Source organism: Novosphingobium sp. 550D (assembly GCF_057401885.1).
Window position 1 is genome coordinate 1,724,198 of the sequence record NZ_CM171613.1, and the last position, 18,576, is coordinate 1,742,773.

Below are 18,576 nucleotides of genomic sequence, written 5' to 3' on the forward strand. Positions count from 1 at the left end.
TCATCTGTATCGTTTCAAGGGCCAGTACACATGAATGCCCCCACCCGCATATCCATGGTGATCGACAGCATTCAGGGGCGCATTCGGTCCGGCCTTCTGGGCGAGGGCGACAAATTGCCGTCGGTGCGCCAATGCGCGGCCGCTCTCCATGTCTCCCCCGCCACGGTGGTTGAGGCCTATGACCGGATGGTGGCCGAAGGCGTGATTGAGGCGGTGGCGAAATCAGGTTTCTATGTCGCGCGCCTTGCCGCAACGCCCAAGGGGCCGGCGCAGAACGCTCCCCAACGCCTGCCGGAAATCGATCCCTTTTGGGTGTCGCGCCAATCGCTGGATGCCGATGCCGATACGGACAAACCTGGCTGCGGATGGTTGCCGCCCGACTGGATGCCGCAGGATGCGCTGCGCCGCGCCCTGCGCGTGGCGGCGCAGGACAGTGGCCTCATCACGCTCTATGGCTCGACACGGGGCGAACCTAGCCTGCGCCGACAACTGGCGCTGTCCATGGCCGCCGAGGGTCTGTCGGTGCATCCCGATCAGGTGCTGCTGACCGGATCGGGGACACAGGCGATTGATCTCATCGGTCGCCTGATGATCAAGCCGGGGGATGCGGTGCTGCTGGATGACCCGTGCTATTTCAATTTTCAGGCCTTGCTGGCCGCGCATAAGGCCCGCGTGGTCAGCGTCCCCTATGGCCCGGACGGCCCTGACCCGGAGCAATTCGAGGCCATCGTCGCGCGCGAAAGACCCCGGCTCTATCTGACCAATTCGGCGCTGCACAATCCCACCGGGGCCAGCCTGTCGCCGCAGGTCGCCCACCGTTTGCCCGCCATCGCCGCCGCGCATGGCATGGTGATTGTCGAGGATGATATCTTTGCCGATTTCGCCCCGCAAACCCCACGCATGGCGGTGCTGGACGGATTGCACAGCATCATTCGCATCGGCAGCTTTTCCAAGACGCTCTCGGCCTCTTTGCGATGCGGCTATATCGTCGCCCGGGGGGATTGGATCGACGCGCTATGCGATCTTCAGGTCGCCACCAGTTTTGGCGGGCGGGCAATATCGCAAACATATCGAGGGGTTGCGTCGGCGTCTGGCCGGTGCGCGTGGCGATTTGGCGGAGCGACTGGTGGCGATGGGGCTGCGTGTCCGGGGCAATCCGGCGGGAGGGTTCTATCTTTGGGTCGCAACGCCGCCGGGGATCGACGGCGCGACGCTGGCACAGGCATGTCGCGCGCGCGGCGTTGTACTGGCCCCCGGCAATGTGTTCAGCCCCAGCCAGAGCGCGGGCGCCTATCTGCGCTTTAACGCGGCGCAGACATCGCCGCGCGCCCTGTCGATCATCGGGCAGGAAATCGCAAGGCAGCAGGATTTGAAAGGATTGCAAAGCACTTCTGTTCACTGTGGCGATTGACGGCGGCGCGGTTTTCGTCAAACCACTCCGGCCATGGACAAGAAAGACATTCTGATCGTGGGCGGGGGACACGCCGGGGCTCAATGCGCGATTGCGCTGCGTCAGGGCGGCTTTGCCGGTTCGGTCGCGATAGTCGGGCGCGAAAGCGAACCGCCCTATGAACGCCCGCCCTTGTCCAAGGAATATTTCGCGCGCGAAAAGACGTTCGACCGCCTCTATATCCGCCCCGCCGCGTTTTGGGAGGAAAAGCAGGTCGAGATGCTGTTGGGCCGTGAAGTCGTGTCGGTCGATGCCGATGCGCATCAGGTTACGCTCTCGGACGGGTCTGTCATCGAATATGGCAAGCTGGTCTGGGCCGCCGGGGGCGATGCGCGCCGTCTTTCCTGCGAAGGCGCGGATCTGGCGGGCGTGTATGGCGTGCGCACCCGGGCCGATGCCGATGCGCTGATGGCCGAAGTGGACGCGGGCGCGCAGAATTTCGTCGTCATCGGCGGCGGCTATATCGGGCTGGAGGCGGCCGCAGTCCTCTCCAAGATGGGGCGCAAGGTAACGCTGCTCGAACTGGCGCCGCGCGTTCTGGCGCGTGTGGCGGGGCCGGAACTCTCGGCCTTTTACGAAGGCGAACATCGCGCCCATGGCGTCGATCTGCGCACCGGCATCAGCGGGGTGGCCCGACTGGTCGGCGGGGGCAAGGTTTCGGGCGTCGAATTGTCCGATGGCGAGGTTGTGCCCGCCGATGTGGTCATCGTCGGCATCGGCATCGTGCCTGCCGTCGGGCCGCTGATTTTGGCTGGGGCCTGCGGGGCCAATGGCGTGGATGTGGATGAATTCTGCCGCACTTCGCTGCCCGATGTCTATGCGGTGGGTGATTGCGCGGCCTTTGCCTGTGACTTTGCCGAGGGCGTCGTCATGCGCGTCGAATCGGTCCAGAACGCCAATGACCAAGCCACATGTGTCGCCAAACATATCCTTGGCGAGGAAAAGCCCTATCACGCCTTCCCGTGGTTCTGGTCGAACCAGTATGATCTGCGGCTTCAGACGGCGGGCCTGTCGGTGGGCTATGATCAGACGGTGCTGCGCGGCGATGTGGCGGCGCGTTCCTTCAGCGTGGTTTACCTCAAGGCTGGCCGCGTGATCGCGCTTGATTGCGTCAACAGCGTCAAGGACTATGTTCAGGGGCGCAAGCTGGTTGAAGCGGGTGCAACGCCGGATCTGGATCGCCTGGGCGACAGCAGCGTGCCGCTCAAGGAACTGCTTTAATTTCGGGGCGCGCCGGTCAACGGCGCGCCACTTTCTCATCCGGGCGCAGCGTCAGGATACGTGCGCCCTGCGCCGTCACCGCGACGGTATGTTCAAATTGCGCGGACAATTTGCCGTCGGCGGTCACCACGCTCCACCCGTCGTCCAGCGTTTCGACCTTGGCGCGGCCTTCGTTCAACATCGGCTCGATGGTAAAAACCATCCCTTCGCGCAAGGAGAGGCCCGTGCCGGGTTTGCCGAAATGCAGAACCTGCGGGTCTTCGTGCATTTCGCGCCCGATGCCATGGCCGCAATAATCGCGCACGATCGAATAGCCCGCCTTTTTGGCATGGCGTTCGATGGCATGGCCAATATCGCCCAGCCGCGCGCCGGCGCGCACCGCGCGAATGCCCTGCCACATGGCGTCATAGGTGGTTTGGACCAGCCGCCGCGCATGGGGCGCCACGTTGCCGATCATATAGGTCTTGGACGAATCGGCGATGAACCCGTCCTTTCCCAGCGTGATGTCGAAATTGACGATATCGCCATCGGCCAGAACATCGTCCTGTGACGGCATGCCATGGCACACCACATGGTTGCGGCTGCAATTGAGGACATAGGGATAGTTATATTGCCCCTTGCTTGCCGGGCGGCTTTGCAGCGGGCCGGTGATATAGGCCTCGACCATGTCGTTGACCTGCATCGTGTTCATCCCCGCCAGAGGCAGCGTGTCGAGATAGGTGAACACATCGGCCAACAGCCGTCCGGCCTGTGCCATGACGTCGATTTCAGCGGGGGTTTTGATCATGCCGGTATCGCCGACAAAGGCGCTGGTGTGGACGCCGACAGGGGGCTTGGATCGACACCAGCCTCACGCAATTCACGCGCGACAATGTCGTGAAAGCTCATGTTCGGGTTCAATTCGGCCAACATGCCGATCTTGATCCAAAAGGCCGCCTGCGCGTTGATCGACCGGCATGAAACCTTGCTGGCCCTGCGCAATTGTTCGTGCAGCTCATCCTCGATGTTGACGATGCCCATTATCGCTCCTGAATATACGATTCGTATATAAGATATAGGTGTAGCATATGGGCGATGCAAGAAGGTGTGGGGGGCGACACCCCGCCCCACACCCAAATTATGGCCGGAACCGCGCCCCATCCGCCAGCGCCAGAGGCAGCAAAGGCGAGCGGATCTGGGCCAGCGCCCCGTTCATGGCACTGTGCCAGCAATCGGACCGGCGGATGGCGTCATTGACCTGACGGCTGGAAAAGCCGCCCCCGCCGCAGACCTCCAGAGCGGCGGCGTCGATCCGCGACCATGTGCGTTTGGCCGCCGGGGCGTCGGATGGATGGCGGTCAATGCTGCGCAGGATGATTCGATCGCCCTCTACCCCCATCGGATTGCCCGTTGCCGTGCTGGCCATCGCCTGACCGATCACAACAAACAGCGCGGCCAGAGCGAGCGGCGCAAAAGCGAGCAGGCTGAGGTTGCGGCTGAAACGGCTGGTATTGGGGGCAGTCATCTCGATCTCCTGTTGGTTGTCTCCTGAATGGACGAAGCCATGTGGAGCAAAAGGGGCTGGCGCGAACAGGAACAATCCAATACAATTTTGATAAACCGTATTGGTAGGATCATCGGTACAATGCTCGAAGCCTCATCCCAAACCGCCCAGCGACGGACCCGCACGGAACAGGTGATGGACCTGATCCATCAGCGGATCGAGCGGCGCATGCTGGTTCCCGGCGCGCGCCTGCCATCGGTCCGGGCGATGGCGGAGAGCACCGGCTTTTCCAAATCCACCATTGTCGAAGCCTATGACCGGTTGGCCGCCGAAGGGGTGATCCGGGCGCGGGTGGGGGCGGGGTTCTACGTCGCGGCCCCTTTGGCTCCCTTGGCGCTGTGCGATGATGAGGCAAAAAGCGCGCGCGAGATCGATCCCGTATGGCTGCTTCGCCAATGTTCGGACGATCGCGCAGGGGTGATCAACGCCGGTTCGGGCACATTGCCGGGCGATTGGCTGGCGCAGGATTCGATGCGCCGCGCCTTGCGGGCCGAGGCGCGGGGGGCGCCTGCTGCGGTCGAATCCGATCTGCTGGGCTATGAACCGATGCGGATGCTGACCAGCCGCCGGCTGGCCGAACAGGGGATCGAGGCCAGCCCCGATCAGATTATCCTGACCGACAGCGGGACACAGGCGCTCGATCTGGTGTGCCGCTTCCTGTTACAGCCTGGCGATACGGTGCTGCTGGATGATCCGTGCTTTTTCAACTTCGTGGCGCTGTTGCGCGCCCATCGCGTTCGCGTGGTCTGCGCGCCCATGACCCCGCAAGGGCCGGATCTGGCCGCCTTTGCCGAGGTTGTGGCGCGTGAAAAGCCGCGCCTCTATATCACCAACAGCGCGGTCCATAATCCGACCGGCGCCACCTTGTCGGCCACCCACGTCCACCGTGTGCTGAAAATCGCCGCAGAGGCCGATATGGTCATCGTCGAAGATGACATCTTCGCCGATTTCGAAACCGAACAATCGCCTCGTTACGCTACGTTCGACGGGCTGGAACGGGTGATCCGAATCGGCAGCCTGTCCAAAACCGCTTCTACCGCGATTCGTTGCGGCCATATCGCCCTGCGCGCCGATTGGGTGGATGCTCTGGCCGATCTGCGGATCGTCACCTCCTATATGGGTAATCCGTTGGGCGCGCAGTTACTGGTGACGATGCTGACCGATGGCACCTATCGCCACCATATGGAGACTTTGCGCCGCCGACTGGCGCGGGCGCGGGCGCGGACATCGGCGCGCCTCAAATCGCTGGGCATGGAATTGTGGTGCGAACCCAAGGCGGGCATGTCGCTGTGGGCGCGCTTGCCCCGCGGCATGGACGCGGCCCTACTGGCGCGCGAAGCGGCGGGCCAGCAGATCATTCTGGCCCCCGGTATTGTGTTCAGCCCGTCTGGCGGCTGGCAGGACTATCTGCGCATCAATGCCGTGCAGGGCGACAATGATCGCTTCTTCGATTTTCTGGATCAGGCATTTCGCAAGGGGTGAGGCGGGCAACTAAAAAGGCGCCCGTAACAAAAAAGGCAGGGCGTTGGCCCTGCCTCTTTGTGATGGTGCGGTCGAGAAGACTCGAACTTCCACGGGTTTTCACCCACAACGACCTCAACGTTGCGCGTCTACCAATTCCGCCACGACCGCATCTTCATGTCTGACCGTCCAGAGTATCTGGCCCGTCAGTGGGGTAGGAGCGCGCCCCTAACAGAGGAGTTTGACCTTGCCAAGCGCAGAATCGAACTTGTGGAAAATTTGTTTCAATTCACCTTCCATTTCACCTCGGCCGAGACCGCCGCTTTGGGCGCATCCACGATCGCGGTGTTGATGGTCAGGTTTTCGCCGGGGTTCAGCACCGGCTTGGGCGGCGCGGCCTCGACCGTATAGACCGCGCGGTTGCGCGCATCGCGCAGCACGATCATCAGGCTGGGCACGCTGCGGCGGCTTTGGCCGATATTGGTGATGGTGCCGGAAATGTTGAAATAATCATTCTGGCTGTTGAGCGGACGCCGCTCCTGCCGTGCGGCGGGAAAGGTCAGCTTGAGATCCGGCTCGCTATGCCCCGTTTGCGGCAAGGGCAGCCAATCGGGCAGGCCGAATTCATAGACCGCCGCCATCGCGCCCGTCGACACCAGCGCAAAACCCACCGCCAGCATCGTCCACATGCGCGCCGGATTGCGGCGCGGGCGAAACGGCGGTTCGTGGGCAAAGCTGGACGGGCTGCTGGCAAATCGATCCTTGATCGAGGGCGCAGGGGCGGGTTCGGGCGCGGCCGGTTCCACCGGCGGTGCGACCACGGGGGCGGGGTTGGCAGGCGCGGCGGCGGCCATGACCGGCGCAGCAACCGGCGCCGGGCTGGGTGCGGGCGACGCAGCGACGGGTGGCTGGGCTTCCATCACGGCGGTCTGGGTCATGGGCGCCGGGGCGGGTTCGCTGATCGGGGCCGGGGCGGGCGCGGGCGCCATGGGCGGAACCTCGACCACCGGGCCTTCCTGAAACCAGCTGTTGCGGCATTTGGCGCAGCGCACGGTCCGGCCGTCCACCCCGATGGCGCTATCGGGGACAGCATAGCGTGTCGCGCAGGCAGGGCAGGCGATAATCATCGGTTACATCTAAAACATGCAATCCTTGCAAAGCACAAGGGGAACAGCCTGCGACTCGCCTGTTCTCAGGCATTTTTCCACCGCCCTTTTTTCGCGGGCAAAGCCGTACTATAGCTGGCCGGTGATGGTCGAAAGCTCTCCTGTTAAAAGCCTGGAATCCGCCGTGCGGCGCGGGTGGTCGCCTGCGCCCCATCCGCGATGGAGGGGCAAGTGACGGCCATGGCAGGGGAAATCGCCCGGTTTGATAATGTCGGTTTGCGATATGGCACCGATCGTGAAGTTTTGTCCGATGTCGGCTTTACGCTGCACGCGGGCCATTTCTATTTCCTGACCGGGGCCAGCGGCGCTGGCAAATCCTCGCTTTTGCGCATGCTCTATCTGGCCCAGCGCCCTTCGCGCGGGATGATCAGCCTGTTCGGCACTGATGCGATCACCCTGCCGCGTCAACGCCTGCCCGGATTTCGGCGGCGGATCGGCGTGGTCTATCAGGACTATCGGCTGGTTCCCCACCTTTCGGCCTTTGACAATGTCGCCTTGCCGTTGCGCGTGGCGGGGATACCCGAACGCGACGTGGTGCAACCGGTCAAGGATATGCTGGAATGGGTCGGTCTGGCCGACCGGATGGGGGCCAAACCGGCCACGCTGTCGGGTGGTGAGCAGCAGCGCGTCGCCATTGCCCGCGCGGTGATCGGGCGGCCCGAATTGCTGGTGGCCGACGAACCGACCGGCAACGTTGACCCCGACATGGCGGTCAAATTGTTGCGCCTGTTCGAGGCTCTGAACCGATTGGGCACGACCGTTGTGGTTGCCACCCACGATATGCATTTGCTGCAAAAAGTGCCGGGCAGCCTGATCATGCGGCTGGACAAGGGGCGGATGTCGGATCCCACCGGCGCCTTGCGCTATCCCCCGCGTCGAGGGGGGCAGCCATGACCGATATGGATGGCCGCGATTCTGTGCAGATCCCGCACCGCCCTATTTCCGCCGCAGACGGGCCGCCCGATGCGGCCAACCCGCATGGTGCGGCTCGCGATTTTGGTCGGGGCGAAGGCAAGCTGGCCGGATGGCGCGCCTTTGGCAGCGGGGGCGAGGGGGTTCTGGTGCCGCAGGCGCGGCTGTCGGGGCCGACGCCTTGGGTTATCGCCATCATGGTCACCATCACGGTGATCGCGGCGGCGACGGGCCTTGCCTTGCGCAACATTGCCAATGCCGCCGCAACCGACCTTGCCGGGGGCGTGACGGTCCAGATTATCGAGGCGCAGGCCCCGATCCGCAACGCGCAGGCACAGGCCGCGCAAAAGGCGTTGCTGGCCGTGCCGGGCGTGATTTCGGCCCGCACCGTGCCGCAGGAGGAACTGGATCAACTGCTCGTGCCATGGCTGGGCGCGGGGATGAGCGATGGCGATATGGTGCCCGTGCCCGCGATGATCGATGTCCGGTTGGAGGGCGGCGTGGACGGCGGGCGCATCGATGCCTTGCGCAGGGCTGTGGCCAAAGTCGCGCCGGGCGCGCGGGTGGATGCGCAATCGCATTGGCTGGCCCCGGTGTTCGACGCGATGGATTCGCTGCGCTGGCTGGCGGTGTCGATGATTGGGCTGCTGGCGCTGGCGCTGGCGGCGGCGGTTTTGCTGTCGGCGCGTTCTGCGCTGGGTACGCATCGGCAAACGATCGAGATTGTCCATAATCTGGGCGGCACCGATGCCCAGATCGCCCGGATATTCCAACGCTCGATGGGTATGGATGCCGCTTTGGGCAGCCTTGTCGGGCTGGTGTTGGGCCAGATTGCGGTGGTCGTGCTGGGTGCGCGATTTGCCGGGCTGGGCGCGGGGCTGCTGGCGGGCGGGGTGTTGAGGCCACTGGATTGGGCCGTTGTGGCGCAGGTGCCGGTGGTGGCGGTGGGGCTGGCCATGCTGACGGCGCGGCTTTCGGTGCTGATCGCGCTGCGAAAGATGCTGTGATGCTGCGCCGCTTGCTTGCTCTTTTGCTGATCGTGTGGGCCTTGGGCTTTGTCGGTTTCGCCGCGTTTCAGCCGCAACCGGCCCCGATGGCCAAATCCGATGGCATTATCGTGCTGACCGGGGGCGAGGGGCGGATTGCGCGCGGGCTGGAACTGCTGCGCGCCGGCGCCGCGCCGCGCATGTTGATTTCGGGCGTCGATCCCGAAGTCAAACCGGGCGAATTGGCCGCCGAATATAAAATCGGGGCGGCTTTGCTGGCCTGTTGCATCACGTTGGGATATGATTCGGTTGATACGCGCAGCAATGCGCGCGAATCCGCGCAATGGATCGCGCGTCATAAACTGCATCGCGTTCGTTTGGTGACATCGGATTGGCACATGCGCCGCGCGGCGTGGGAATTGCGCCAGACCATCCCCGCCGATGTTGAATTGACAGAAGATGCCGTGCACACGCGCCCGTCGCTGGGCATTCTGTTTGCGGAATACAGCAAATATGTGCTGCGACGCCTGTGGCATATCGGAAAAGGTTATTATGGATAAAGAGCCGCTGGGCCTGGGCAATGCATTACGTTCGATTGCCTTCAATCTGTATTTTTATCTGTGCTCGACGTTGATGGGGCTTTCTATTCCCCTCTTCACGCTGTTCGGCGGGCGCGATGGGGCGATCTGGATCTGTACCAAATGGTCGAACATGCATCGCTGGGGTGCGGTCCATATCCTTGGCATGACCATCGTGATCGAAGGCACGGTGCCTTCCGGTCCGGTCTTTGTGGCGCTGAAGCACGAAAGCATGTTTGAGGCGATCGACTTGCCTACGCTGCTGCCCTTTCCGGCGGTCTTTGCCAAGGTCGAGCTGCTGCGCCTGCCGCTGTGGGGCAAGGCTGCCGGGCTCTATGGCCTTGTCCCGGTGGAGCGTGATCAGGGCGCCAAGGCCCTGCGCGCGATGGTGTCGGCGGCGCGGACCCTGTCGCAGCAAAACCGCCCGCTGGCGATTTTTCCCGAAGGCACACGTGTGCGCCATGGTACGCGGCCCGCGCTTCAGGCCGGGTTTGCGGGCCTTTACAAGATGATCGGATTGCCGGTCGTGCCGGTGGCGGTCAACACCGGGCCGCTGCTGCACGGGTTCTGGAAAAGGCGCGGCACGGTGACCTATCGTTTTTGCGAAACGATCCCCGCCGGTCTGCCGCGTGAGGAGATCGAGGCGCGGGTTCATGCCGCCATCAATCAGCTGAACGCTCCAGAGGTATGAGCGAGGAACCGGCCCCCGAAAAGCGTGACGTCTGGGACGTTCTGGGGCCGGGGCTGGTAACCGGGGCGGCCGATGATGATCCATCGGGCATCGCCACCTACAGCCAGGTCGGGGCCAGTTTCGGCTTTGGTCTGGCTTGGCCCATGCTGTTTTCCTATCCTTTGCTGGCGGGCATCCAATTGGCCTGTGCCCGCATCGGCAGCGTGACCGGCCATGGCATCGCCCAGAACCTGAAGCGCCATTATCCGCGCCCCGTGCTGGCGCTGGCGGTGATGCTGCTTCTGGTGGCCAATATCATCAACCTTGGCGCGGATCTGGGGGCGATGGCGGCCGCGCTCAATCTGATCGTACCGGGGCCGGTGCTGTTTTATGTCGTGGCTTTCGGCCTGCTCTCGGTCGGGCTGGAAGTGTTCATTTCCTATGCCCGTTATGAAGCGATCCTGAAATGGACGACGCTTTCGCTGCTGGCCTATGTGGCGGTGCCTTTCGTGGCGCGGCTGGATTGGGGGGCGGTGGCGCGCGGGTTGATGGTGCCCACCATTCCCCATGGCCGCGCCGAAACCATGGCATTGGTCGCGCTGCTGGGCACGACGATCAGCCCCTATCTCTTCTTCTGGCAGGCGGGGCAGGAGGTTGAGGAGCAGCACAGGCGCCACCTGCATCCGCTGGGCGTGTTTCCGCGCCGAGCCGCGGTTAGCCTGTCGCGCCTGCGCACGGATACGATGGTGGGGATGGGGGTGACGCATCTGACGGCGCTGTCGATCATCATTGCCACGGCGGCCACGTTGCACGCCCATGGCATCACCCAAATCGCCAGCGCGGATCAGGCGGCTCTGGCCCTGCGTCCGATCGCGGGGGATTACGCGTTCCTGTTCTTTGCCGTGGGCATCATCGGCACCGGGCTTTTGGCGGTCCCGGTCCTTGCGGGCAGCGCAGCCTATGCCCTGTCGGAAACCTTTGGCTGGGCCGAGGGGCTGGATAAACCGCCCCGTGGCGCGCGGGCCTTTTACGGGGCCATCGGGCTGGCGGTTGCGGGCGGGGTGGTGTTCAACTTTCTCAACATCGATCCGATGAAGGCGCTCTATTGGACGGCGGTCATCAACGGATTGCTGGCGCCGCCGTTGATGGTGATGACGCTGCTGGTCGCGCGTAATCCGCGGGTGATGGGGCGGCTGGTGCTGCCTTTGCCGGTCGCGGCTTTGGGTTGGGTGGCGACGGGGGTGATGGTTTTGGCCGGCGTCGGTTTTTTGGTGAGTTAGGCGCGAAGGCTTTTGCCTCCGGCGGGTTAAGGGCGGGGGCCCTTAACAATCCCGGTTTGGGGTGGCGTTTGGTTCGCGCGTTGCGGTTTTTGGGGGGGTAAAGCCTGCGGCGCGGAAATATAGCGCCGCAGGCTATCAAATCTCTACATGGCGTCCGACACAAAAGGCCGAACCCCTGACGCAACGCAGACAGTCATGGGAACGCGAGGGTCTAGACCCTCGCATCTAACCTCCCTTAAACCTTCCCATCCCGCCCAAAATTCGCACTGGCCACATCCTGACCCTGCTCGATGATCGAGCGGCGGATGGCGCGGGTGCGGGTGAAATGATCGAACAGCTTTTCGCCATCCCCCAACCGGATCGCCTTCTGCAGCTCGGTCAGGTCTTCGGTGAAGACTTGCAGCATGTGGAGGACGGCGTCCCGGTTATAGAGGAACACGTCGCGCCACATGGTGGGGTCCGACGCGGCGATGCGGGTGAAATCGCGGAAGCCACCGGCGGAATATTTGATGACTTCGTTTTGGGTCACTTCTTCGAGGTCGCCCGCGGTGCCCACGATTGTATAGGCGATAAGGTGCGGCAGGTGGCTGGTTACGGCCAGAACGCGGTCGTGATGCGCGGGGGCCATGATCTCGACCTTGGCGCCGATGGCCTGCCACAGGACCGAAAGGCGCTCGATCTCGAAGGGGTCGGTGCCCTCGGCAGGCGTGATGATGCACCACCTGCCTTCGAACAGGCTGGCGAAACCGGCGTCGGGGCCGGAGTTTTCGGTGCCCGCCACCGGGTGGGCCGGGATGATGAGGTGGTTGGGCAAAACCTCGCCCAATACCCGCGCCACGGCTTCCTTGGACGAACCCACATCCGAAATCACTGCATCGGCGCGCAGGCCCGGCGCGCATTCCCGCGCCGCATCGCCCATCGCGCCCAAAGGCACGCAGAAGATCACCAGATCGGCGTCCTTGACGGCCTCCACGGCGGTATCGGCCACATGGCCCACCAATCCGCGCTCGGCTGCACGGGCGCGGGTGGCCGGATCGCGGTCATAGCCCGAGGTGGCGATCTTGGGCAGATATTGCTGAACCGCAAGGCCGATTGAACCGCCCTGAAGACCCAGACCGATAATGGCAATCTTGGCAAAGGACATGGCTTAAACGCCCTGTGCCAGACGGGCGATTTCGTCGGCGATCTGGGTCATCTGCTCTTCGCTGCCGATGGTGATGCGCAGGCCATGCGGCAGACCCTGATTGGGCAGCCAGCGGGTAATATAGCCGATCTCCATCAAGCCGTTATAGACGGTTTCCGCGCTCAGCTTGCCTTCAAACAGGATCAGCACGAAATTGGCCTGTGACGGCAATGGGCGCACGCCATGGTTGCCAAGGGCCTCCAAACGCTCGACAAAGCGGGCGCGGGTCTTGGCGTTATGTTCGCGGCTGGCGACGACAAAGCTCTGATCGGCAACGGCGGCAAGGCCCATCGCCTGCGCGGTGTTTGACAGGTTGAACGGCCCGCGAATGCGGTTGAGCGCATCGATGATGTGATCGGCCCCCGTGCCCCAGCCAAGGCGTTCGCCCGCCAGACCATAGATCTTGGAAAAGGTGCGCGTAACCAGCACATTGCCCGCACTTTCCGCCAGAGCCAGCGCGCCATCATCGTCCGCCGGATCGACATATTCGCCATACGCCTGATCCAGCACCAGCAGAACATCGGAGGGCAGAGCGGCATGCAGGCGGGCAATCTCGCCGCGCGGCAGGAAGGAGCCGGTCGGATTGTTCGGGTTGGCGACAAAAACCACGCGGGTCTTTTCATTCACCAGCGCCAGCAGCGCATCGACATCGGTGCCGTAATCGGCATCGGGCGCCACAACCGGCGTCGCCCCGCAACGGCGCGCGGCAATGTCATAAACGCTGAAACCATAGCGGACATAGATGATCTCGTCCCCCGGCCCGGCATAGGCCTGCGCGGCAATATGCAGGATTTCGTCCGAACCCGTGCCCATGACGATGCGGGCGGCGGGAATACCGTGCAATTGCCCCAATGCCGCGCGCAAGGCGTTGCTGTCGGGATCGGGATAGAGCGCCGGGGCCGCCGCATCGCCGCGCGCCGCCAGAGCCGCCGCCGATGTGCCCAGCGGGTTTTCATTGGCCGAAAGCTTGGTCAGCGGTTTGCCGTCCTTGCCCTTGGACTTGCCGGGGACATAGGCGTGGATCGCGCTGATCCAGGGTTTGGGGGTCGGAAGATTGGTCATAATGGCGCGGCCCTTAGCCCAAGATGGTGTGAATTGACAGGGGGCGCATGCATTGACTTCCCGCGCGCCAGCCCCCAATTCAGCGCGCATAATGGCAAGCCTCTTTACGCCCTGTTCGGAAACATACGATCTGCCGCACCCGCTGTTGCTTGACGGCGGGCAAAGCCTTGAAGGCGTGCGGATCGCGTTTGAAACCTATGGCACGCTTAATGCGGCGGGTGACAATGCGATCCTGATCTGTCACGCCACGACCGGCGACCAATATGTCGCCAATCCGCACCCCATCACCGGCAAGCCGGGGTGGTGGAGCAAGATGGTCGGGCCGGGTAAACCCATCGATACCGACCGTTTCTTTGTGATCTGTCCCAATGTGCTGGGCTCCTGCATGGGCACGACCGGGCCGGGCAGCCTTGCCCCCGATGGGCAACCTTATGGGCTGCGTTTTCCCGTCATCACCATCCGCGACATGGTGCGCGCGCATATGTTGCTGCTCGACCATCTGGGGGTGGAACGGCTCTATGCGGTGATCGGCGGGTCGATGGGCGGGATGCAGGCGCTCTCGCTCTCGGTCAATTGGCCCGAACGGGTGGAGCGGGTGCTGCTGCTGGCCACGACGGCGGTGATGCCGGTGCAGAATATCGCCTTTCAAGAGGTCGGGCGGCAGGCGATCATGGCCGATCCCGATTGGCAGGGCGGGGCCTATTACAACACCGGGCGCGCGCCCGATGCGGGGCTGGCCGTGGCGCGGATGGCGGCGCATATCACCTATCTGTCCGAGGAAACGCTGTCGGAAAAATTCGGGCGGCGGCTTCAGGATCGTGATGCCAAGAGCTTTGGCTTTGGTGCCGATTTTCAGGTCGAGTCCTATCTGCGCTATCAGGGCAGCAGCTTTACCGGCCGGTTCGACGCCAATTCCTATCTCTATATCACCCGCGCGATGAGCTATTTCGACCTGACCGAGGAACGCTGTGCCGGGCAACACAATGCCCGCCTGTCCGAAGCCTTTGCCGGGGTCAGCGCGCGGTTTTGTGTGGTCAGCTTCGATACCGACTGGCTGTACCCCACCGCCGAATCGCGCAAGATCGCCCATGCGGTCAATGCCGCCGGGGCGCCGGTGTCCTTTATGGAACTGGCCGCGCCCTTTGGGCATGACAGCTTCCTGCTTGATGTGCCTGCGCTTGACCGGGTGATTACGGGGTTCCTGAGCCGATGAACCGGATTATGGCAAATTTGCGCCCCGATTTGGCGGTGATTGCGGGCCATGTGGCGTCGGGCGCGAAAGTGCTGGACGTGGGTTGCGGCGATGGCACGCTGATGGCGGCTTTGCGCGATGAGCGGGGCTGTGATGCGCGCGGGCTGGAACTGGACCCGGCCAATGTGGCGGCCTGTGTGGCGCAGGGGCTGTCGGCGATACAGGGCGACGCGGACACCGACCTCTCGCTCTATCCCGACGCCAGTTTCGATTACGCGATCCTGAGCCAGACGTTGCAGACCACCAAGCGCCCCGACATGGTGCTGGAGGAATTGCTGCGTATCGGGCGGCGGGCCTTTGTGTCCTTTCCCAATTTCGCCCATTGGCGGGTGCGTACCGACCTGCTCTGGCGGGGAAAGATGCCGGTGACGCGATTGCTGCCGGTGGCATGGTATGAAACGCCCAACATCCACCACCTGACCATTGCCGATTTCCGCGATTTCGTAAGGGCGCGCGGGTTGAAGGTCGAGGGGGCGTGGTATCTGAACGGCGACAGCCTGATCAGCCCGGCCATGGCCAATTGGCGGGCGGAACATGCGGTCTATCTGCTTTCGCGTGATTGATTGGAAAATCGCCTCCGCGATTTCCCACGGCACCGGCCCTCTCCCCCGGCCCTGCCACCCAACAGTGTACCATATAGGGTGGCAGGGCCGGGGAAGATGGCCGGTGCCGCCAAGCTTCAGGCGGATGCATGAAGCGCTCTCAACAAAAGAAATCTCTGCTAACTTGCGCTTCAGGTCTGTCGTCCTACATTACATGGGTGTGAAAGGACGCGCCCTGCAATGAATGACGAACAGCCCAATGGTAACCCCTGGACGAAGAGCCTGCTGGTATGGGGAGGTATCTTCCTTGCCCTGTTCTTCGCCGTATCGCTGTTCAGCGCGCGCAATGATATCGGCGCGCAGGCGATCCCCTATTCCGAGTTCAAGGCCAAGGTGAGCGAGGGCAGCGTCTATGAGGCGCAGGTGGGCGAACAACGCATCACCGGCAAATTCAAGAATGGCGAGGCCTATACCACCGTTCCCATCCCCAATGATGTCACGCTGGCGCCGCTTTTGTCGCAAAATGGCGTGAAATATCAGGGTAAGGCGCCCGAAGAGCCGAACGTGCTGCTTTATATCCTGCTTCAGGCTCTGCCTTTCCTGCTGATCGTGGCGGTCGGTTTCCTGGCCATGCGTCAGATGCAGAAGGGCGGCGGCGGCGGCGCGATGGGCTTTGGCAAGAGCAAGGCCAAGATGCTGACCGAAAAGCAGGGGCGCGTGACCTTTGCGGACGTGGCCGGCATTGACGAGGCGCGTGAGGAACTGGAAGAAATCGTTGAATTCCTGCGCGATCCGGGCCGGTTTTCCAAGCTGGGCGGCAAGATCCCGAAGGGCGCGCTGCTGGTTGGTTCGCCCGGTACGGGTAAGACCTTGCTGGCCCGCGCGATTGCGGGCGAGGCGGGCGTGCCCTTCTTCACCATTTCGGGTTCGGATTTCGTCGAAATGTTCGTGGGCGTGGGCGCAAGCCGCGTGCGCGACATGTTCGAACAGGCCAAGAAGAACGCGCCCTGCATCGTCTTCATCGACGAAATCGACGCCGTGGGCCGCAGCCGCGGCAATGGCCTTGGCAATTCGAATGACGAGCGCGAGCAGACGCTGAATCAGTTGCTGGTCGAGATGGATGGGTTTGAGGGTAATGATGGCATCATCATCATCGCCGCGACCAACCGCCCCGACGTGCTGGATCCAGCGCTGCTGCGTCCGGGCCGTTTCGACCGTCAGGTCGTAGTGCCGGTGCCCGATATCGAGGGCCGCGAAAAGATCCTGGCCGTGCATATGAAAAAAGTGCCGCTGGCCCCCGACGTTCAGCCCCGCGTGATTGCGCGCGGCACGCCGGGCTTTGCGGGCGCGGATTTGGCCAATCTGGTCAATGAGGCGGCGCTGCTGGCCGCCCGGCGCAACAAGCGTCTGGTGGCGATGCAGGAGTTCGAGGACGCCAAGGACAAGGTCATGATGGGCGCCGAGCGCCGCAGCATGGTCATGACCGAGGAAGAGAAGAAGATGACCGCCTATCACGAGGCGGGCCATGCTCTGGTCTCGATCAATGAACCGGCCAGCGATCCGATCCACAAGGCGACGATCATCCCGCGTGGCCGCGCTTTGGGCATGGTGATGCGTCTGCCGGAGCGCGACAGCTATTCGTACCACCGCGACAAGATGCATGCGAACCTCTCGGTTGCCATGGGTGGCCGCGTGGCTGAAGAACTGATCTTTGGCTATGACAAGGTGTCGTCGGGTGCTTCGGGCGATATTCAATATGCCACGGGTCTGGCGCGCAACATGGTCACCAAATGGGGCATGAGCGACAAGCTGGGGCCGTTGCAGTATGAGGATCAGAACGAGGGCTATCTGGGCATGGGCGCCAGCCAGCGCCTGTTTGCCTCGGATGAGACAAACAAGCTGATCGACAGCGAAATCCGCACGCTGGTCGACAATGCCCATGTGCGCGCGACCAACCTGTTGCAGGAGCAGATCGACAAGCTGCACACGCTGGCACAGGCGTTGCTGGAATATGAAACGCTGACGGGTGATGAGATCAAGCAGGTGGTCGACACCGGCAAGATTGACCGCCCCGAAGCGCCCAGCGGCATCCCTCTGCCCGCGGCCATCCGTGGCACCAGCGTGCCGCGTGCGGGCCGTTCTGGCGGTCTGGGCGGGATTGCCCCCCAAGGGGCGTAACCGGCCGTTACGGCTTTGGATATGGGCCTCGCTGGCAACAGCGGGGCCTTTTCCTATGGCGTATTAAATATCTGCTCGAATGGCGTTGGCCAACTGTTTTGCAATTAGGGCATTGCCAGCGGAATTTGGATGCGCTGCGTCCAGAAAGAGGTTGTTTGCGTCCGGCCTTTTGTGAAGTTGAGGGCGAATAACGGTAATGTTTTGAGCTTTTGCCCAAGTGAACAATCTCTCCCTGCGTTCAGGACTGTCCGTTTTCGGATCGCGCATGTCCCAATAAAGAATTATGAGCTTGCAGCCTGCGGCTTTGGACATGCTATGAATTGCATAGATATGGCTGAAAATATCCTCGGCAGGGGCGATTGTCATTTGGCCGGTGGATCCAGGGTCGACGGGTGCTGCGTTAAGGCGTAATTTCGGCCCAATGTACCGAACGGCAATTTCATGTAAAGCCGTGGTTGGGTTGCGAGTGGGGAAGCTGGGGTGGTTATCTAAAATGGTATGGGGGGAATAGCCTTGCGTGAGGTCTCGCTGATTAATTTCAAGCACAAGCACTTTTGCGCCCAGCGTTCCGTGCTGGGCTAGCCATCGCCGTTCATTTTCCAAAGCCCAACCGCCTGCAGATGCATTCAGTACGGCAGCACTAAGGTCAGCTAGGGCCAGTTGCGTCAGGGCTGGAAATGTATGGCTATCATCTGTTAGTGTTGTTCCAAAGGCGACGGAATCACCCAAAATTAGAACGCGTTTCTTTTCAATTCCCGGAACATCTTCCCCACGCAAGCCAATGGCGTTTGTTGTTACTTTCTTCCCGAATCTGTAAATATTCTGATTTGGCGCTGGCTCATATCCAGAGAATGATGAGCGATAAAGTAAAGGGTGCCCAAACCCAAAAGCATTTGCAGTTATTTCTGCTGTCATAAAGGATAAAACTGCAATCGAAGGGATCAGCCATAGCCACTTTTTTGCTTTTTTAGGTGGCAATTGCGTCGTCATTCGTTTTCACCTTTTGGGGTAGCGCTAAGTATTTTTACCTTTTGCAGCAAAAGGCCCCGGAAAGCTAGTGCTCTCCGAGGCCATTTGTTCAATCGTCCAAGG

At 62.4% G+C, this 18,576-nt stretch carries 18 protein-coding genes and 1 tRNA gene; 11 read left to right on the plus strand and 8 right to left on the minus strand.

Features of this window, described 5'->3' with window-relative positions; translation table 11 throughout:
* Positions 1 to 30 precede the first annotated feature (30 nt).
* Complete coding sequence (locus AC2S2E_RS08130; protein WP_486524411.1) at positions 31 to 1,305, plus strand: aminotransferase-like domain-containing protein; 1,275 nt, start codon at positions 31 to 33, stop codon at positions 1,303 to 1,305.
* A gap of 139 nt (positions 1,306 to 1,444) precedes the next feature.
* The gene (locus tag AC2S2E_RS08135; RefSeq protein ID WP_486524412.1) at positions 1,445 to 2,671 is read left to right on the plus strand and encodes an NAD(P)/FAD-dependent oxidoreductase; all 1,227 of its coding nucleotides are present in this window, start codon (positions 1,445 to 1,447) and stop codon (positions 2,669 to 2,671) included.
* 16 nt (positions 2,672 to 2,687) lie between these two features.
* On the opposite strand, the gene map is transcribed toward AC2S2E_RS08135, so the two are convergent.
* From map to AC2S2E_RS08150, 3 genes are all read right to left on the minus strand, one after another.
* Positions 2,688 to 3,458, minus strand: coding sequence for a type I methionyl aminopeptidase (gene map, locus AC2S2E_RS08140; RefSeq protein WP_486524413.1), 771 nt, complete (start codon positions 3,456 to 3,458; stop codon positions 2,688 to 2,690).
* Positions 3,455 to 3,691 carry a ParD-like family protein gene (locus AC2S2E_RS08145; protein ID WP_486524414.1) on the minus strand — a complete coding sequence of 79 codons (237 nt, stop codon included), beginning with the start codon at positions 3,689 to 3,691 and terminating at the stop codon, positions 3,455 to 3,457. The genes map and AC2S2E_RS08145 overlap by 4 nt, the downstream gene beginning before the upstream one ends.
* A 97-nt stretch (positions 3,692 to 3,788) precedes the next feature.
* Positions 3,789 to 4,175, minus strand: a complete 387-nt coding sequence (locus tag AC2S2E_RS08150; protein WP_486524415.1) for a UrcA family protein — start codon at positions 4,173 to 4,175, stop codon at positions 3,789 to 3,791.
* A 120-nt stretch (positions 4,176 to 4,295) separates the two neighbouring features.
* Here AC2S2E_RS08150 and AC2S2E_RS08155 point away from each other — a divergent pair, with 120 nt between their 5' ends.
* On the plus strand, positions 4,296 to 5,696 hold the full coding sequence (locus AC2S2E_RS08155) for an aminotransferase-like domain-containing protein (RefSeq protein WP_486524416.1): 1,401 nt from the start codon (positions 4,296 to 4,298) through the stop codon (positions 5,694 to 5,696).
* Positions 5,697 to 5,759: 63 nt separating this feature from the next.
* On the opposite strand, the gene AC2S2E_RS08160 is transcribed toward AC2S2E_RS08155, so the two are convergent.
* Both AC2S2E_RS08160 and AC2S2E_RS08165 read right to left on the minus strand, forming a co-directional pair.
* A tRNA-Leu gene (locus tag AC2S2E_RS08160) sits at positions 5,760 to 5,846 on the minus strand.
* A gap of 113 nt (positions 5,847 to 5,959) precedes the next feature.
* Positions 5,960 to 6,802 (minus strand): zinc-ribbon domain-containing protein, encoded by an 843-nt coding sequence (locus AC2S2E_RS08165; RefSeq protein ID WP_486524417.1) that lies wholly within the window; start codon positions 6,800 to 6,802, stop codon positions 5,960 to 5,962.
* A gap of 219 nt (positions 6,803 to 7,021) precedes the next feature.
* On the opposite strand from AC2S2E_RS08165, the gene ftsE reads away from it, so the two are divergent.
* Genes ftsE through AC2S2E_RS08190 form a run of 5 tightly spaced genes read left to right on the plus strand, consistent with a single transcriptional unit; the run spans position 7,022 to position 11,267 of the window.
* Positions 7,022 to 7,735: a cell division ATP-binding protein FtsE gene (gene ftsE / locus AC2S2E_RS08170; RefSeq protein ID WP_476104796.1), complete on the plus strand. Its 714-nt coding sequence runs from the start codon at positions 7,022 to 7,024 to the stop codon at positions 7,733 to 7,735.
* Positions 7,732 to 8,760, plus strand: coding sequence for a cell division protein FtsX (locus tag AC2S2E_RS08175; protein WP_486524418.1), 1,029 nt, complete (start codon positions 7,732 to 7,734; stop codon positions 8,758 to 8,760). The genes ftsE and AC2S2E_RS08175 overlap by 4 nt, the downstream gene beginning before the upstream one ends.
* Positions 8,760 to 9,299, plus strand: coding sequence for a YdcF family protein (locus AC2S2E_RS08180; protein ID WP_476104517.1), 540 nt, complete (start codon positions 8,760 to 8,762; stop codon positions 9,297 to 9,299). The genes AC2S2E_RS08175 and AC2S2E_RS08180 overlap by 1 nt, the downstream gene beginning before the upstream one ends.
* Positions 9,292 to 10,008: a lysophospholipid acyltransferase family protein gene (locus tag AC2S2E_RS08185; RefSeq protein ID WP_476104518.1), complete on the plus strand. Its 717-nt coding sequence runs from the start codon at positions 9,292 to 9,294 to the stop codon at positions 10,006 to 10,008. The genes AC2S2E_RS08180 and AC2S2E_RS08185 overlap by 8 nt, the downstream gene beginning before the upstream one ends.
* Complete coding sequence (locus tag AC2S2E_RS08190) at positions 10,005 to 11,267, plus strand: NRAMP family divalent metal transporter (RefSeq protein WP_476104519.1); 1,263 nt, start codon at positions 10,005 to 10,007, stop codon at positions 11,265 to 11,267. Before AC2S2E_RS08185 ends, AC2S2E_RS08190 begins: the two co-directional genes overlap by 4 nt.
* A gap of 235 nt (positions 11,268 to 11,502) precedes the next feature.
* Here the strand turns inward: AC2S2E_RS08190 and AC2S2E_RS08195 are convergent, their stop codons facing one another.
* Together AC2S2E_RS08195 and AC2S2E_RS08200 are read right to left on the minus strand one after the other, a co-directional pair.
* Complete coding sequence (locus AC2S2E_RS08195; RefSeq protein ID WP_476104521.1) at positions 11,503 to 12,411, minus strand: prephenate/arogenate dehydrogenase family protein; 909 nt, start codon at positions 12,409 to 12,411, stop codon at positions 11,503 to 11,505.
* Between the two features lie 3 nt (positions 12,412 to 12,414).
* Entirely contained in the window at positions 12,415 to 13,512 is a 1,098-nt protein-coding gene (locus AC2S2E_RS08200) for a pyridoxal phosphate-dependent aminotransferase (protein WP_486524420.1), read from the minus strand.
* 91 nt (positions 13,513 to 13,603) lie between these two features.
* On the opposite strand from AC2S2E_RS08200, the gene metX reads away from it, so the two are divergent.
* From metX to ftsH, 3 genes are all read left to right on the plus strand, one after another.
* Complete coding sequence (gene metX / locus AC2S2E_RS08205; RefSeq protein ID WP_476104523.1) at positions 13,604 to 14,725, plus strand: homoserine O-acetyltransferase MetX; 1,122 nt, start codon at positions 13,604 to 13,606, stop codon at positions 14,723 to 14,725.
* 8 nt (positions 14,726 to 14,733) lie between these two features.
* A complete protein-coding gene (metW, locus tag AC2S2E_RS08210) occupies positions 14,734 to 15,327 on the plus strand; it encodes a methionine biosynthesis protein MetW (protein WP_486524422.1) in 594 nt (197 codons plus the stop codon).
* A 219-nt stretch (positions 15,328 to 15,546) separates the two neighbouring features.
* Complete coding sequence (gene ftsH, locus AC2S2E_RS08215; protein WP_476104525.1) at positions 15,547 to 17,484, plus strand: ATP-dependent zinc metalloprotease FtsH; 1,938 nt, start codon at positions 15,547 to 15,549, stop codon at positions 17,482 to 17,484.
* A 63-nt stretch (positions 17,485 to 17,547) separates the two neighbouring features.
* Here the strand turns inward: ftsH and AC2S2E_RS08220 are convergent, their stop codons facing one another.
* Positions 17,548 to 18,474, minus strand: coding sequence for an SGNH/GDSL hydrolase family protein (locus AC2S2E_RS08220; RefSeq protein ID WP_486524424.1), 927 nt, complete (start codon positions 18,472 to 18,474; stop codon positions 17,548 to 17,550).
* Between the last annotated feature and the right edge of the window lie 102 nt (positions 18,475 to 18,576).